The sequence below is a fragment of the Streptomyces sp. JW3 genome (genome assembly GCF_052216785.1).
Taxonomy (GTDB): domain Bacteria; phylum Actinomycetota; class Actinomycetes; order Streptomycetales; family Streptomycetaceae; genus Streptomyces.
In genome coordinates this window covers 1-16,207 of record NZ_JBQOUX010000075.1, presented here as the reverse complement: position 1 = coordinate 16,207, position 16,207 = coordinate 1, and the positions used below count along the sequence as shown (strand labels likewise).

The following is a 16,207-nucleotide window of genomic DNA, read 5'->3' as shown; positions in this document are numbered from 1 at the left end:
ACCGTCATGAGCGACACCACCCACCACCCGGACGAGCAGAGCACCACGGACACCGCGACCGCCGAGCCACTGTCCCGGCCGCTCACGATCGGCGTGGAGGCGTACATATCCGAGGAGTACGCGCGCGCCGAACGGGACCGGCTGTGGGGCAAGGTGTGGCAGCAGGTCGGCCGGGTCGAGGAACTCGCCTCCACCGGCGACCACCTCACCTACGACATCCTCGACGACTCGGTCATCGTGGTGCGCACCGCGCCGGACACCATCCGCGCCTACCACAACGTCTGCTCGCACCGCGGCCGGCGCCTGCTCGACACCCCGCCCGGCAAACGGGACGCCCGGGGCCGCGCCCGGCAGTTCGTCTGCGGCTTCCACGGCTGGCGGTACAACCTGGAGGGCCAGTGCACCCAGGTGCCCGAGCGGGAGGACTGGCCCTGCGGGCTGACCGCCGACGCCGCCGGGCTGAGCGAGGTCAGGACCGACACCTGGGGCGGCTGGATCTGGATCAACCTCGACCCGGAGTGCGAGCCGCTGCGGGACTACCTGGAACCCGCGGCCGGCCTGCTCGACCCCTTCCAGCTGGAGAACATGCGCTACCGCTGGCGCCGCTGGCTGGTCTTCGACTGCAACTGGAAGACCGCCCTGGAAGCGTTCATGGAGACCTACCACGTCCCCTACACCCACCCGGAGTTCACCCGGTACGGCAGCTTCCTCGGCTGGTCCAGGGCGCAGGGCAAGCACAGCAACATCGGCTACGACGCCCCCAAGGGCCTGGACGAGAACCAGGCCAAACTGCGCGTCGGCGGCGGCACCGACCCCCGCGAGTCGACGGCCGAACTGCAGAACTTCACCTGGGCCAACGCCAACACCAACACCACCCGCACCCTGGTCGACGCGGCCAACCGGCTGGTCGAGGAGGTCCCCGAGGACGCGACCGCCGCCGAGGTGCTCAAACACTGGCTGGAGACCGCCCGCCGCGCGGACGCCGAACGCGGCGTGGTGTGGCCCACCGTCGACCCCGCGCACGTCGCCCGGAGCGGCACCGCCTGGCAGATCTTCCCCAACTTCCAGATCGGGCACGCACTGAACAACATGCTGTGCTACGCCGCCCGGCCCTACGGCTACGACCCCGACAAGTGCGTCTTCGAGGTCGCCGTGTACGAGCTGTACCCGCCGGGTGAGGAACCGGCCACCGAGTGGGTGTACACCCCCGCCGACGACCCGGACTGGCGCACCGTCCTGCCGCAGGACTTCACCAACATGGCCGCCGTCCAGCAGGGCATGAAGTCACGCGGGTTCACCGGCCCCAAGCCCAACCCGTACCGGGAGCGCAGCGTGGCGAACCTGCACCACAACCTCGCCCGGTACATGGGCACCGGCGCCCCGCGCGAGCTGACCTGACCCCGGACCGTCCCACGAGCCGCGAGGACCTCGCATGGAGCACTGCGCACCCACCCGCACCCCCGCGATCGACCCCGCCGCCGTCCGGGCTCGCTACCGGGCCGAGCGCGACAAGCGGCTGCGCCCCGACGGGCAGCGGCAGTACGTCGTAGCCGAAGGCGAGTTCGAGGACTTCCACACCACCGACCCGTACACGCCCGCAGTCCCCCGCCCGCCGCTGGTGGACGACGTCGACGTGGTGGTCCTCGGCGGCGGCTTCGCCGGACTGATCACCGCGGCCCGGCTGCGGCAGGCCGGCGTCACCGACGTACGGATCGTCGAACTGGGAGGTGACTTCGGCGGCGCCTGGTACTGGAACCGCTACCCGGGCATCCAGTGCGACACGGACTCCTACTGCTACCTCCCCCTGCTGGAGGAGACCGGCTACCTGCCCAAGCAGAAGTACGCCCTCGGCGACGAGGTCTTCGAGCACTGCCGGCGCATCGGCAAGCACTACGGGCTCTACGCGGACGCCCTCTTCAGCACCCTGGTCCGCTCCCTGCGCTGGGACGAGTCCCTCCACCGCTGGCGGGTGGGCACCGACCGGGACGACGACCTGCGCGCCCGCTTCGTCGTCATGTGCCAAGGGCCCTTCAACCGCCCCAAACTCCCCGGCATCCCCGGTATCACGGATTTCGAGGGCCACACCTTCCACACCGCCCGCTGGGACTACGCCTACACCGGCGGCGACATGAGCGGCGGCCTGACCGGACTCGCCGACAAACGGGTCGCCGTCATCGGCACCGGCGCCAGCGGCATCCAGGTCGTCCCGCACCTGGCCCGCCACGCCCAGCACCTGTACGTCTTCCAGCGCACCCCGTCGTACATCGACGAACGCGGCGACGTGCCCACCGATCCCGAGTGGGCGGCGACGCTGCGGCCGGGCTGGCAGCGGGAGCGGCGGCGCAACTTCCACACCGCCGCCTTCGAGGCGTTCGCCCCGGGCCAGCCGGACCTCGTCTGCGACGGCTGGACCGAAGTCAGCCGCAACCTGGCCGCCCACCTGGACGCCACCGACGGCTGGGCCGCGCTGGCCGACCCGGCCACATTCGCCGAACTGCGGGAGATCCAGGACCACCGCGCCATGCAGCGGCTGCGCGACCGGGTCGACGCCCTGGTCGAGGACCCCGCCACCGCCGAGGCACTCAAGCCCTACTACCGCTTCCTGTGCAAACGGCCCTGCTTCAACGACGCCTACCTGCCCGCCTTCAACCGCCCGAACGTCACCCTCGTCGACGTCTGTGGCACCAGAGGCGTCGAGCGGATCACCGCACGGGGCATCCTCGCCCACGGCACCGAACACCCCGTCGACTGCGTCATCTTCGCCAGCGGCTTCGAGATCACCACCGACCTCGACCGCCGGCTCGGCATCCAGCCCTACCAGGGTCGCGGCGGCCGCTCCCTCTACGACCACTGGGCCGACGGCTACCGCACCCTGCACGGCATGATGACCCACGGCTTCCCCAACCTGTTCTTCACCGGCTTCCTGCAAGGCGGTGTGACCGCCTCCACGACCGCCATGTTCGAGCAGCAGGCCGAGCACATCGCCTACGTCGTCGACGAGACACTGACACGCGGCGCCCGCACCGTGGAACCCACCGAGCAGGCCCAGGACCAGTGGTGCGCGACGGTACGGGAGACGGCCGTCGACAACACCGCCTTCCAACGGGAGTGCACCCCCGGCTACTACAACAACGAGGGCGAACGCACGATCCGCTCCCACCTGGGCGAGCCCTACTGGCCCGGCTTCTACGCGATGGAGGACCTGCTGCGCGCCTGGCGCGGATCGGGACGGATGGAAGGGCTGGTCCTCGATGGCTGAACCCGACGGGCCCGAGCTGCGCTTCGACGGCCGGGTGGCCGTCGTCACCGGCGCCGGCCGGGGCCTGGGCCGCGCCTACGCGCTGCTGCTCGCCGCCCGGGGGGCCCGGGTCGTCGTCGACGACCCGGGCGGCAGCCTGCGCGGGGAGGGCACCGACACCGGCCCCGCCCACCGGGTGGCCGAGGAGATCACGGCGGCCGGCGGCCGGGCGGTGGCCTGCACAGAGTCGGTGGCCACCGCCGAGGGCGGTCGCGCGATCATCGACACCGCCCTCGGCCACTGGGGCCGGATCGACATCCTCGTCCACAACGCCGGCATCGTCCGCGCGGCGCCGCTGACGGAGATGACGTACGCCGACCTCGACGCCGTCCTCGACGTCCATCTGCGCGGCGCCTTCCACGTGGTACGGCCGGCCTTTCCGCTGATGTGCGAGGCGGGCTACGGCCGGGTGGTGCTGACCTCCTCGATCGGCGGCCTCTACGGCAACCACGGTGTCGCGGGCTACGCCATGGCCAAGGCCGGGGTGATCGGGCTGTCCAACGTCGTCGCCCTGGAGGGCGCCGCGCACGGGGTGCGCTGCAACGTCGTGGTGCCCGCCGCGGTGACCCGGATGGCCGACGGCATCGACACCTCCAGCTACCCGCCGATGGGCCCGGAACTGGCCGCCCCGGCGGTGGGCTGGCTCGCACACGAGAGCTGCTCGGTCACCGGGGAGATGCTGGTCGCCATCGCGGGCCGGGTGGCGCGGGCCTACGTCGCCGAGACACCGGGCGTGTACCGGCCGTCATGGTCGATCGAGGAGATCGGCGAACAGGCCGACGCCATCCGCGACCTGCGCTCCCCCTGGGTCCTGCCGGTCGTGCCATCGGCCCACACCGACCACATCAGGAACAGCTTCGCGATGGCCGAACGGGCCACCCGGGCGAAAAGTCACGAAGGCGGACCGGACATGAAGGCCGAGCGGACATGACGGCGGACCGGACATGAAGGCGGACCGGACATGAAGGTGTACGAGCGCATCGTCGAACTCCTCGAAGCCGAGGGCGTCAGGACCCTCTTCGGCATCCCCGATCCCAACTTCGTCCACCTGTTCCGCCTCGCCGAGGAGCGCGGCTGGACGGTCGTCGCCCCGCACCACGAGGCGTCCGCCGGTTTCATGGCGGAGGCGGTGTCCCGGATGACCGGCCGGCCCGCCGTGTGCGTGGGCACGCTCGGCCCCGGCGTCGCCAACCTCGCGCCCGCCATGATGTGCGCGAAGGTCGAGGGCTCACCGGTGCTGTTCCTGGGCGGCCAGCGCGCCCGGGTCACCGAGCAGCGGGTGCGCCGCGGCCGCATCCAGTTCGTCCGGCAGGCCGAGCTGTTCGCGCCCTCCGTCAAGTACTGCGCCAGCCTGGAGTACGCCGACCAGACCGACGAGGTGCTCCGCGAGGGTCTGCGCCAGGCCCAGTCCGGGACCCCGGGACCGGTCTACATCGAGTACCCCGCCCATGTGATCCAGGAGGAGCTGGACCTGCCGCCCGCCGCGCCGCCCGAGGCGTACCGCCTGGTCGGCCAGAGCGCCGGGGCGGACCGCGTGGCCGGGGCGGTGCGGGCGATCGGCGCCGCCCGGCAGCCGGTCCTCCTGGTCGGCCACGGCGTGCACACCGCCCGCGCCGGGCAGTCGGTCAGGGCCCTGGCCGACCTGATGGCCTGCCCCGTCATCCAGACCTCCGGCGGCACCTCGTTCATCGAGGGCCTGGAGGACCGTACCTTCCCCTACGGCTTCTCGACGGCCGCGGTCGACGCGGTGGTCCGCTCCGACCTGTGCCTGGCCGTCGGGACGGAACTGGGGGAGCCCGTCCACTACGGGCGCGGCGGGCACTGGGCCCCGGGCGAGGCGGACCGCACCTGGCTGCTGATCGAGCAGAACCCCGCCGTCATCGGCGTGAACCGGCCGGTCGACATACCGCTGGTGGGCGACCTGCGCGCGGTCGTCCCGCAACTCGTGGACGCGCTCAAGGAGTCACCGCGCACCCCCACGCCGGAACTGGAGCGCTGGATCGCGCGGGACGCCGAGCAACTCGCCGAGGCGGCGCGCTCGGCGCCGTCCGGCATGTCACCGGTGCACCCCGCGCGGCTGATCGTCGAGGCGACGCGGGCCTTCCCGGCCGACGGCATCATGGTGCGCGACGGCGGCGCCACCACCATCTTCGGCTGGACCTACAGCCAGGCCAAACCGCACGACGTCATCTGGAACCAGAACTTCGGCCACCTGGGGACCGGACTGCCCTACGCCATCGGCGCCTCGGTCGCCGAGGGCCGCTCGCGGCCGGTGATGCTGGTCACCGGGGACTCCTCCTTCCTGTTCCACGTCGCCGAGTTGGAGACGGCCGTCCGGCTGGGCGTCCCGCTGGTCTGCGTGGTCGGCGTCGACCACGCCTGGGGCCTCGAAGTGGGCGTCTACAAACGCACCTTCGGCCAGGGATCACTGGAGACGGGCGCGCACTGGAGCCGGGACACCCGCCTGGACAAGGTCGCCGAGGGCTTCGGCTGCCACGGCGAGTACGTCGAGCACGACAAGGACATCGCCCCCGCCGTCGAACGCGCCTACGCCAGCGGCCGGCCGGCCGTCGTGCACGTGGCGGTGGACCCGAAGGCGAACTCGGAGGAGATGCCGCAGTACGCCGAGTTCCGGACCTGGTACGCGGAAGGGACCCAGTGACATGCGCGAGTACCTGGAGCTGTACGTGGACGGCCGGTGGACCGCACCGGCCGGGCCGCACACCATCGACGTCGTGAACCCCGCCACCGAGCAGGTCTGCGGCAAGGTGGCGGCCGGCTCGGCGGTGGACGTGGACCGGGCCGTGGCCGCGGCGCGCGGGGCCTTCGCCGGCTGGTCGGGGACGGCCGTCAAGGACCGCGTCGCCGTGCTCCAGGACATCGCGGAGAAGTACCGCGAGCGGACCGGCGACCTCGCCGACGCCCTCACCGAGGAGATGGGCGCCCCCGCCGCACTGGCCGGCGGCGCCCAGGTGCAGCTGGGCCTCGGGCATCTGACCACCGCCGTCGAGATCCTGCGGAACTTCGCCTTCGAGGAACGGCGCGGCACCACCCTGGTGGTCAGGGAACCGATCGGGGTCTGCGGCCTGATCACCCCGTGGAACTGGCCCCTGAACCAGATCGCCGTCAAGGTCTTCCCCGCGCTCGCCACCGGCTGCACCACGGTGCTCAAACCCTCCGAGAAGGCTCCCTTCACCGGGCAGGTCTTCGCCGAGATCCTCGACGCGGCCGGGGTGCCCGCCGGAGTCTTCAACCTCGTCCAGGGCGACGGCCCCGGTGTCGGAGTGCCGCTGGCACGCCACGAGGACGTCGACATGGTCTCGTTCACCGGATCGGTCCGCGCGGGCGCCGACGTCGCCCGCAACGCCGCCGCCACCGTCAAGCGGGTGACCCAGGAACTGGGCGGCAAGAGCCCGAACATCGTCCTCGACGACGACGCCTTCGCCGCGAACGTCGGCAAGGGCGTCGCCGCCCTGATGGGCAACTCCGGCCAGACGTGCAGCGCCCCGTCCCGCATGCTGGTGCCCGCGGCCCGCATGGCGGAGGCCGTCGAGGCCGCCGGACGGGCCGCGGCGGCCATCACGGTCGGGGACCCGCGCGGGCCGGCCGCGATGGGCCCGGTCTCCTCGGCGGCCCAGTTCGAGAAGGTGCAGGCGATGATCCAGCGGGGCATCGACGAGGGCGCCACCCTGGTCACCGGCGGCACCGGACGCCCCGAGGGGCTGGAGCGGGGCTACTACGTCCGGCCCACCGTCTTCGCCGACGTCACCCAGGACATGACCGTCGCCCGCGAGGAGATCTTCGGACCGGTGCTGACCCTGCACGGGTATGACGACCTGGACCACGCCGTCCGGCTCGCCAACGACACGCAGTACGGCCTGGCCGGCCATGTCGCGGGCCAGGACCTCGGCACGGCCCGGGCCGTGGCCCGGCGCATCCGCGCGGGCTGGGTGACCATCAACGAGGGCTTCGACTTCGGCTGCCCCTTCGGCGGCTACAAGAGGAGCGGCAACGGACGCGAGTGGGGCGAGTTCGGCTTCCACGACTACCTGGAGGTCAAAGGCATCGCCGGATACGCGCCGGCCGATGACGACGACCGGCCGGCTCAGTAGCCCCGCTGCCCGATGGCGTGCGCCGCGCGCTCCAGTTCCTCCCGGAACCGGGGATGCGCGACGGCGACCATCCGGCGGGCCCGCTCCGCCAGACCGCGCCCCTTCAGCTCGGCCGCGCCGAACTCCGTGACGATCACGTCCACGTCGCTGCGCGCGGTGGTGACCGGCCCGGACAGCGAGGCGGTGATCCGGCTGACGGTGCCGCCCGCCGCCGTGGCGGGCAGCGCGATCAGCGCGTGCCCGCCGGGCGAACGCGCCCCGGCCCGCACGAAGTCCGCCTGACCGCCGGTGCCGCCCAGATACGCCGAGCCGCCCTGCTCGGCGTTGACCTGGCCGGTGAGATCGACTTCCACGGCCGAGTTGAGGGTCACCAGCCGCTCCAGCCGCGCCAGCACGGCCGCGTCATGGGTGTAGGAGGCGGAGCACATCCGCAGCGCCGGATTGCGGTGGGCGAAGTCGTACAGCCGCTCGGTGCCGATCAGGGCGCCGGTGACCGACACCCCGCGGTCGACGCTCTTGCGCGCGTTGGTGACCGCCCCCGCCTCGACCAGGTCGACGATCCCGTCCCCCACCATCCCGGAGTGCACCCCGAGGTCCCGGCGGTCGCCCAGCAGCCGCAGCACGGCGTCCGCGGCCCCGCCGACCCCCACCTGGAGCACGGCGCCGTCCTCGATGTAACCGGCGGCGTGGCGGGCGATGGCCTCATCGGTGGCGCCGCCCCGCCCCGGCGCCACCCGCACCGGCGGGCACGAGACGTGCACGGCGTGGTCGATCCGGCCGGCCGGCAGTGACTCGCCCAGGGTGAAGGGAACCTGCTCGTTGACCTCCGCGACCACCACCCGCGCCGCCGAGACGGCCGCCCGCACGTGGTCGCTGATCAGCCCGAAGCTGTGGTTGCCCGCCGCGTCGGCGGGGCTGACCTGCACGAAGGCGACGTCGCAGCCGATGGTGCCGGCCTCGATCAGCGGACCGACCTGGCCGACGTGACAGGGGATCACCCCGAGCCGGTGCTCCTTGGCCACGGCCCGCAGCGCGCCGATCGCCCCCATGCTGGTCAGCGTGAAGCCGTCGGTGGCGGCCGGGGTGAACAGACCGGAGAAGCTCGTCGCGACGAAGACCGACAGCCCGCCGATGCCGGGCCCCTGCTCGATGAGCGCCCGCACCAGGGTGGTCGGTTCACCGCACGCCTGGCCCACGACGATCCGGTCGCCCGGCCGCAGCAGCCGGCCGAGATCCAGGGCGCCCGCCGCCACGGCGGCACTCACCCCGGCCTCCGCTCGGCCGCCGCCAACAGCGCCTGGGCGCGGGCCAGATGAGGCCGGTCCAGCATGGCGCCCCGCAGACTCACGGTGCCGGCCCCCGGCCGCGCGGCGAACAGCTCGACGATCTCCCGGGCCGACGCCACCTCCTGGGGCGTCGGCGTGAACGCGGTGTTGATGACGGCGACCTGGTCGGGGTGGATGGCGAGCATGCCGCTGAACCCGTCCCGGCGCACCCGCTCGGCACGTACCCGCAAGCCCTCCAGGTCGCGGAAGTCGCCCTGGATGGTGTCGATCGCGGCCACCGACGCGGCCGCCGCCCCCAGCAGACACAGGCTCCGGGCCAGTTCGTAGGTGAAGCCGTAGCTCCCGTCGGCAGTCCGGTTCACGCTCGCCCCCACCGAGTCGGCGAGGTCCTCGGCGCCCCAGGTCAGGGCGGCCACCCGGGGCACGCCCCGGTAGTCACCGGTGGTGAACATCGCCTCGGCCGTCTCGGTCACCAGCACGATCACCCCGGTCGACCCCTGCTCCGCGCCGTGGGCCGCCTCCAGCGCCGACAGGTAGTGGTGCAGCACCTCCGCGTCGGCCCGCCCCCGCGACTTCGGCAGCATGACCCCGCCGGGCCGCGCGGGCATCACCGCCGCCAGATCGGCGAGCGTGTGCGGGCCGTCCAGCGGATTGACCCGCACCCACAACCGTCGGCGTTCCCGCGGCGGCCGGGACGAGAGGAAGTCGGCCACCATGGCACGGGCGGCCGGCTTGCCCGCCTCGGCCACCGCGTCCTCCAGGTCCAGGACCACGACGTCCGCCTCACCGGCCGCGGCCTTCGTCATCTTCCGCTCGCTGTCGCCCGGCGCGAACAGCCAGGACCGTGCGGCGCGGAACTCGGTGACCGGTGTCATCGGTCCTCCCTCGGCTCGTCGGACACATCCAGCGCCGCCAGCACTTCCCCGGTGTGGGCGCCCAGCCTCGGCGCGGGCCCGGCGACCCGCCCCGGGGTCCGGGAGAACCAGGCCGCCTGGCCGGGGAAGCGGACGGGCCCGTCGGGGGTGTCCACCGTCTCGAAGAACCCGGTGGCTTCGAGGTGCGGATGGCCGAACAGCTCGTCCAGCGAGCGGACCGGTGCGGCCGGGATGTCCAGGGACCGCAGCAGGGCGAGCCACTCCTCGGTCGTGCGCTCCAGGAAGGTCCGGGCCAGCAGGCCGTAGACGGTGTCGATGCGGCGGGCCCGCCGCTCCAGCGTGGCGAAGTGCTCACCGGCCCAGGCCGGGCGCACCGCGCCGACGAACGCGGCCCACTGCTTGTCGTTGTAGACCAGCGCGGACAGATGGCCGTCCTTGGTCCGGTACGGCCGGCGCCGCGGCGTCACCGCGCGCGGATACCCCGCGGCTCCGAGCGGAGGGCTGAACAGTGCGCCGTTGGCGTGCTCCACCAGCATGAAGGCGGCCATGGCCTCGAACATGGCGACCTCGACCTCCTGCCCCTCACCGGTGCGTTCGCGGTGGAACAGCGCCATCACGGTGGCGTACAGCGCGGTCAGCCCGGTCACCTTGTCCGCCAGGATGGTCCCGGCGTAGCCCACCTCCCCGGTCAGCAGGCCCTGCGCGTACGCCAGTCCGCACTCCGCCTGGATGGTGTCGTCGTAGGCGGTGAGGTCCGCGTCCGGGCCGCGCCGGCCGTAGCCGTAGCAGTTGGTGTAGACGACCGAGGGATTGACGGCGGCGACCTCGGCGTAGCCGAACCCGAGGGCGCCGATCGCCCTGGCGCGCATGGAGTGGATGAAGACGTCGCAGCGCCCGACGAGCCGGCGCAGGGCGTCCTTGCCCGCCGGGGAGCGCAGGTCCAGGACCACGCTGCGCTTGCCGCGGTTGACGTTGACGAAGACACCGCCCATCCCCGGCTCCGGACCGACCGAGACCTGACGGGTGTCGTCGCCGCCCGGGGGTTCGACCTTGACCACCTCCGCGCCCATGTCGGCCATGATCTGGGTGCAGTAGGGGCCCATGACCATCGCGGTCAGGTCGACGACCCGCACCCCGGACAACGGGCCTGTGCCTGGCATCAACCATCTCCGTCCGCCCGGCGATCGACATCCTTGTAAAGATAGAAACATTGCAAGGATGGTGATATCAAGGGCCGGTGAGCAGTCGCCGCACCGACGCCCCCGCCCCGCCGGCCGCGCCGCGCCCGGTCGCCCGGGTGCTGGACGCCGCCCTCGCCCGCCGGCCCGACGCCCCCGCGGTGGAGGCCGCCTCGGGTGTCTGGTCGTACGCGCGGCTGGACGCCGAGGCCGACCGCGCGGCGGGCGCGCTGTGGTCGCTGGGCGTGCGTCCCGGCGACCGGGTCATGGCCTGTCTGCCCAACGACCTCGACATCGTCGCCGCCTTCCACGGGGCGCAGCGCGTCGGCGCGGTCTGGGCCGGTCTCGGCGAGGCGCTCACCGCGGGCGAACAGGAGGAGCTGCGCGGCCTGTGCGGCCCGGCGGTGGTGCTGGCCGGGCCCCGCTGCCGGCTGGCCAGACCCGAGTGCGTCGACCCCGAGCGGTGGCGCACCCTGACGTCCCGCGCCGCCCCCGCGCCCGCGGTCCGGCAGGACCTGGACGCTCCGGCCGGGATTGCGTTCACCAGCGGTACGTCGGGCCGCCCCAAGGCCGTCGTGCACAGCCGGCGCAACCTGCTGCTGCCGGGCGCCGTCCTGGTCGCCACCCGTGGCTACGGGCCGGCCCTGCGCAAGGGCGACAGCTTTCCGCTGACCATCCTCAACCTCATGGTGCTGTCCACCCTGCTCACCGCGCGGGCCGGCGGCACGTGCGTGCTCATGGACCGGCGGGACGCCGAGGGGGTCGCCGAGTGGATCTCCACGCGGCGCGTCACGGTGTGGAACGGCGCCCCCGCCCAGCTCCACGACCTCGCCCGCCGTCCGGACCTCGACCTCGGCCCGCTGCGGGAGGTCTGGAGCGGCGGCGGCGACACACCGCGGCGGCTGCGCCGGGCGTTCGCCGACGCGCACGGACCCGTGCCCCGGGTCACCTACGGCCTGACCGAGGCACCCACCGTCGTGTCCATCGACCCGCTCGCCGAGCAGGGCCCCCCGGAAGCCAGTGGCCGGGTGCTGCCGCACTACGACGTCGCCGCCTACGACGACACGGGCCGCCGGCTGCCCGCCGGCGAGGCGGGCGAGCTGCGGCTGAGCGCCGCCACCACCGGCGCCTGGGCGGGTGCCTGGACCCCGCTGCTCGGCCACTGGGAACGGGGCGGTGTCCGCCCGCCCCCGCCCGGCCCGGTCGCCACCGGGGACATCGGCCGGGTGGACGGCGACGGATGGCTGACGGTCCTGGACCGCCGGAAACTGGTCATCGTCCGGGGCGGGGCCAACGTCTACCCGCTGGAAGTGGAACGCGTGATCGCCGCGCATCCGCACGTCGCCCGGGTCGCCGTGTGCGCGGTGCCCGACGAACGGCTGGGGGAGCGGGTGGCCGCCGTGGTGGAGAGCACCGGCCCGCCGCTCGACCTCCGGGCGCTCGCCCGGCTGTGCCGGCGCGAGCTGTCCCCGTACAAGGTCCCGGAGTTCTGGACGCAGGTCGACGCCCTGCCGGTCAACGCCATGGGCAAGGTGCTGCGCACCGGGCTGGCCGCCCTGGTCGACCGCGCCACCGGGCCGGACCGGAACCCCGGCGAACCATGAAAGGACCCCGGACCATCACTGCTAGCCTCGCAATCATGGACAGTGTGCGCCCGGCGCAGCCCAAGATCTCCCAGATGCGCATGGCGGAGCAGGTCGCCGCGGCGCTGCGCGACCGCATCCTGGAGGGCGGCATGGTCGACGGCTCGACCCTGCCCAAACAGGACCAGCTGGTCGAGGAGTTCGGCGTCAGCTACCCCTCGGTCCGAGAAGCGCTGCGCATCCTGGAGACGGAGGGCTTCATCACCGTGCGGCGCGGCAACCGGGGCGGCGCCACGGTGCACGCGCCGGACGTCGGCACCGCCGGGTACGCCCTCGGGCTCACCCTCCAGTCGCTGCGGGTCGCGGTGCCCGACCTCGGCGCCGCCCTCGCCTCCATCGAACCGCTGTGCGCCCGGCACTGCGCGCAGCGGGCGGACCGGGCCGACGCCGTGGTGCCGCCGCTGGAAGCCCTGCTGGCGCGCAGCGCGGAGTGCCTCGGCGACGGCGCCGCGTTCACCCGGGCCTCGCGCGAGTTCCACGACACCCTGGTCGGGTTCGAGCCCAACGCCACCCTGCGGGTCGTCGTCATGAGCCTCACCTCGCTGTGGTCCGTCCAGGAGGAGGCGTGGGCCGACGCGCAGATGTCCCGCGGTTCCTACCCGTCCCGCCGGGAGCGCACCGCGGCGCAGCGCGCGCACGAGCACCTGGTGGCGAGCATCGCGCGGGGCGACGGCGAGGAGGCGGCCCGGATCGCGGGCGAGCACCTCACGGCGACCCAGCGCTGGGTGTGCCGGACCCTCAAGGACCGGGTGATCGACGCCGCCTCGCCCCGCAGCAGGACCCGGTTCCGGCGGAGTTGAGGCCGGCGCGGGCACGGACGGCGGACGTTCCCGCGACGACAGGCGCGACAAGGGAGGCCGTATGACGCCGGAACAGGCAGCCACCGCGCGGAGGTTCGCGCTCGACGGCCGGGTGGCGATCGTGACCGGCGCGTCGTCCGGGCTCGGCGCCTCGGTGGCGCGGGCACTGGCCGCCTGCGGCGCGCGGGTCGCCGTGGTGGCCCGCCGCGCGGACCGGCTGGCCGCACTCGCCGCCGAGCTCGACGGTCTGGCCGTCACCTGCGACCTGCTGGAGCCCGAGCGGACCGCCGAGGTGGTGCCGGCCGTGGCGAAGCGCCTGGGCCCACCGGAGATCCTCGTCAACGCCGCCGGCAACATGTTCACCACCGAGCGGGCCGAGTCCGAGCCGCTCGACGCGGTCCGCCGCACCCTCGGACTCAATCTGCTGGCCCCGTTCCTGCTCGCGCAGGCCGTCTTCCCGCACATGCGCACCCTCGGCCGGGGCTCGATCGTCAACGTGTCGTCCATCAGCGGCCGGGTCGGCATCCCCGGCATACCGCAGGCGTCCTACGCGGCGAGCAAGGCCGGCCTGTCCGGCCTCACCGCCGAACTGGCGGTGCAGTGGGCGCGGCACTCGATCCGGGTGAACACGGTCGCCCCCGGCTTCTTCCGCAGCGAGATCACCGGCCCGCTCTACGACAGCGAACGCGCCGCCGCCTACCTGCGCCGCAACACCCCGCTGCCGAGGGAGGGGAGCGCCGAGGACGTCGTCGGCGCGGTGCTGTGGCTGGCCGGCGACGCCGGCGGCTACGTCACCGGGCAGACGATCGTCGTCGACGGGGGCTGGACCGCGCGCTGAGCCGCCCCCGGCCCGCCGCTCAGCGCGGCGCCGCCGTGATCTGCGGCAGGTCGGCGCAGGTGCGGATGCCGGGTTCGGCCGCGCAGACGAACGGCACCGCGTTGACGGCGCGGTTGGCCGTGTACGCCGGGGAGATCTCGGCCATCCGCTCCAGCGGCACCGGCAGCCGGATCTCCACGTCGAGCGGCGCGTCGCCGTCGACCGTCAGACGCCAGCCGGTGTCCCGGGGCCGCCAGTCGGGGTCGAGGTCGCGGGTGCAGTACCACGTCGCCCGGAACCGCAGCCGTGGCCGGCCCGCGTGCACGGCGGCCACCGTGAGGCGCTGGGCCGCCACGGTGCCCCGGCGGAGCGGGCCGGCGGCGATGTCGGTGCGGTGCCGGGCGGTGGCGACCTCCCCGCTCGCCTCCAGCGTGGTCGGCGGCAGCCCGAGCGTCTCGGCGAGCAGCCTGAGCGACGGGCCGAAACTGGTCCGTGCCCGGGTGAGCCGGCCCTCGTCGAACTCGCCGGGCGGGACACCGAAGCCCATGACGCCGAACAGCAGGTCGGGGGAGGGGCGCCGGGAGAGGTCGGCGAACTCCTCGACGGTGAGCGAGTCGACCCGGCGCGCCACCGACGTCAGGACGAGCGGTACGGCCTCGGTGATGAAGCCCGGACTGCTGCCCGTGCTGTGGATCGAGGTACCGCCCTCGCGGCACGCGGCCTCGACCCGCTCGCGCATGCCGGGGTCCATGCTCCCCGGGTGGTGGAACTCCCCGCGGGTGGTCACCACGTTCAGCCCCGACTCCAGCAGCCGGCACACCTCCTCGACGTCGAGGACGAGCGGCATGTGGAGCACGCAGTCCGCCTTCAGCGCGCGGAGGCGTGCCACGTCCCGGGTGGCGGTGACCCCGGTGGGCGCGAGCCCGCACAGTTCGCCGGCGTCCCGTCCGTCCTTGCCGGGGGTGTGCACGTGGACACCGGCCAGTTCCAGGTGCGGGTGTTCGACGACGGCACGCAGGGAGCGGGCCCCGATGGTGCCGGTGGCCCACTGGACGACACGGTACGGACGGCCGGCGGCGCTCATGCGGCCACTTTAGTGGACACCGAACCGAATGAGAATGGCAGTACGTGTATGCGATGGTATTAGTTTCGTGTAGCGAGAATGCTATTCTCGCCCATGGTTCGCGCCTGGGCGGACCGGGACCCCGGCAGCGGAGGCTCCGATGCTGTTCGAGTTCGACGCCGAGCAACGGCTGTGGCAGGACACCGTGCGCAAGGCACTCCTCAAGGAGTGCCCGCCGACGCTGGTCCGAGCGATCGTGGACGACGGTGCCGACCCGGCCCCACTGTGGCGCACCTGCACCGAGCTGGGCTGGACCGAGCTGACCGACCCGGCGGACATGGTCGAACTGGCCATCGTCCTGGAGGAACTGGGCCGGGCCACCGACCCGACCCCCTTCCTCGCGACCACCACCCGCTTCGCCCCCCTCGCGCCGGAATTCAACGATCCGCGGCAGTCCGGCACCGCCGTTCACACCGGCGTCACCGCCCACCCCGACGGCGACGGCTGGATCCTGGAGGGCACCTCCCGGCACGTCCTGGACGGCGACCGCGCCGACCGGCTGGCCGTGGTGACCGACGCGGGCGTCTTCGTGGTACCCGCCGCCGAGGTGACCGCCGTACGCACCCCCGCCTTCGACCCCGTCCTGCACCTCGCCGACGTCACCTTCACCCGGGTGCGGGTCACCGGGCGCGACCGCACCACCGCCGACCCCGCCCGCGCCCGCCACCTCGCCCTCACCGGCACCGCCCTGACCATGGTGGGCGCCTGCCGCCGGGCCCTGGACCTGGTCCTGGAACACGTCCGGGTGCGGCGGCAGTTCGACGCCCCCATCGGCTCGTTCCAGGCCGTGCAGCACAAGGCCGCCGACATGCACGTGGCGGTGGAACGCGCCCGCGCCCTCGCCTACTTCGCGGCGCTGACCATCGCCGAGGACGACCCGCGACGCCGGATCGCCGCCGCCATGGCCAAGGCCGCGGCGGGCGAGTGCCAGGCCCTGGTGTTCCGTAACGCGGTGCAGCTGTTCGGGGCGATGGGCCACACCTGGGAGAACGACCTGCAGTTCGCCGTCAAGCGGGCGAAGGCCGGCGAGCTGATGCTCGGCGGCGCCGCCGAGCACCCGGCGCTGATAGCCGAG

At 73.5% G+C, this 16,207-nt stretch carries 13 protein-coding genes; 9 read left to right on the top strand and 4 right to left on the bottom strand.

Features of this window, described 5'->3' with window-relative positions:
- Positions 1 to 6: 6 nt before the first annotated feature.
- Genes ACTT8P_RS26320 through ACTT8P_RS26300 form a run of 5 tightly spaced genes read left to right on the top strand, consistent with a single transcriptional unit; the run spans position 7 to position 7,410 of the window.
- A complete protein-coding gene (locus ACTT8P_RS26320) occupies positions 7 to 1,398 on the top strand; it encodes an aromatic ring-hydroxylating oxygenase subunit alpha (protein WP_442834232.1) in 1,392 nt (463 codons plus the stop codon).
- Positions 1,399 to 1,432: 34 nt separating this feature from the next.
- Positions 1,433 to 3,259, top strand: a complete 1,827-nt coding sequence (locus ACTT8P_RS26315) for a flavin-containing monooxygenase (protein WP_442834231.1) — start codon at positions 1,433 to 1,435, stop codon at positions 3,257 to 3,259.
- A complete protein-coding gene (locus ACTT8P_RS26310; protein WP_442834230.1) occupies positions 3,252 to 4,229 on the top strand; it encodes an SDR family NAD(P)-dependent oxidoreductase in 978 nt (325 codons plus the stop codon). The genes ACTT8P_RS26315 and ACTT8P_RS26310 overlap by 8 nt, the downstream gene beginning before the upstream one ends.
- 30 nt (positions 4,230 to 4,259) lie before the next feature.
- Positions 4,260 to 5,960, top strand: a complete 1,701-nt coding sequence (locus ACTT8P_RS26305; protein ID WP_442834229.1) for a thiamine pyrophosphate-binding protein — start codon at positions 4,260 to 4,262, stop codon at positions 5,958 to 5,960.
- A gap of 1 nt (position 5,961) precedes the next feature.
- Positions 5,962 to 7,410 (top strand): aldehyde dehydrogenase family protein, encoded by a 1,449-nt coding sequence (locus tag ACTT8P_RS26300; protein ID WP_442834228.1) that lies wholly within the window; start codon positions 5,962 to 5,964, stop codon positions 7,408 to 7,410.
- Here the strand turns inward: ACTT8P_RS26300 and ACTT8P_RS26295 are convergent.
- The 3 genes from ACTT8P_RS26295 to ACTT8P_RS26285 are packed head-to-tail and all read right to left on the bottom strand — an operon-like array spanning position 7,404 to position 10,731.
- Positions 7,404 to 8,675, bottom strand: coding sequence for an acetyl-CoA hydrolase/transferase family protein (locus ACTT8P_RS26295; protein ID WP_442834227.1), 1,272 nt, complete (start codon positions 8,673 to 8,675; stop codon positions 7,404 to 7,406). The genes ACTT8P_RS26300 and ACTT8P_RS26295 overlap by 7 nt on opposite strands.
- A complete protein-coding gene (locus ACTT8P_RS26290) occupies positions 8,672 to 9,571 on the bottom strand; it encodes an HpcH/HpaI aldolase/citrate lyase family protein (protein WP_442834226.1) in 900 nt (299 codons plus the stop codon). Before ACTT8P_RS26290 ends, ACTT8P_RS26295 begins: the two co-directional genes overlap by 4 nt.
- Entirely contained in the window at positions 9,568 to 10,731 is a 1,164-nt protein-coding gene (locus ACTT8P_RS26285) for a CaiB/BaiF CoA transferase family protein (RefSeq protein ID WP_442834225.1), read from the bottom strand. The genes ACTT8P_RS26290 and ACTT8P_RS26285 overlap by 4 nt, the downstream gene beginning before the upstream one ends.
- Before the next feature lie 77 nt (positions 10,732 to 10,808).
- Here ACTT8P_RS26285 and ACTT8P_RS26280 point away from each other — a divergent pair, with 77 nt between their 5' ends.
- From ACTT8P_RS26280 to ACTT8P_RS26270, 3 genes are all read left to right on the top strand, one after another.
- Positions 10,809 to 12,353: a class I adenylate-forming enzyme family protein gene (locus tag ACTT8P_RS26280; RefSeq protein ID WP_442834224.1), complete on the top strand. Its 1,545-nt coding sequence runs from the start codon at positions 10,809 to 10,811 to the stop codon at positions 12,351 to 12,353.
- A 35-nt stretch (positions 12,354 to 12,388) separates the two neighbouring features.
- Positions 12,389 to 13,192: a FadR/GntR family transcriptional regulator gene (locus ACTT8P_RS26275; protein ID WP_442834223.1), complete on the top strand. Its 804-nt coding sequence runs from the start codon at positions 12,389 to 12,391 to the stop codon at positions 13,190 to 13,192.
- Between the two features lie 61 nt (positions 13,193 to 13,253).
- Positions 13,254 to 14,030 carry an SDR family NAD(P)-dependent oxidoreductase gene (locus tag ACTT8P_RS26270; RefSeq protein WP_442834222.1) on the top strand — a complete coding sequence of 259 codons (777 nt, stop codon included), beginning with the start codon at positions 13,254 to 13,256 and terminating at the stop codon, positions 14,028 to 14,030.
- A 19-nt stretch (positions 14,031 to 14,049) separates the two neighbouring features.
- On the opposite strand, the gene ACTT8P_RS26265 is transcribed toward ACTT8P_RS26270, so the two are convergent.
- Entirely contained in the window at positions 14,050 to 15,093 is a 1,044-nt protein-coding gene (locus ACTT8P_RS26265; protein ID WP_442834221.1) for an NAD(P)H-dependent amine dehydrogenase family protein, read from the bottom strand.
- Positions 15,094 to 15,232: 139 nt separating this feature from the next.
- Here ACTT8P_RS26265 and ACTT8P_RS26260 point away from each other — a divergent pair.
- A partial coding sequence (locus ACTT8P_RS26260) for an acyl-CoA dehydrogenase family protein (RefSeq protein ID WP_442834220.1) occupies positions 15,233 to 16,207 on the top strand: 975 nt, incomplete at its 3' end.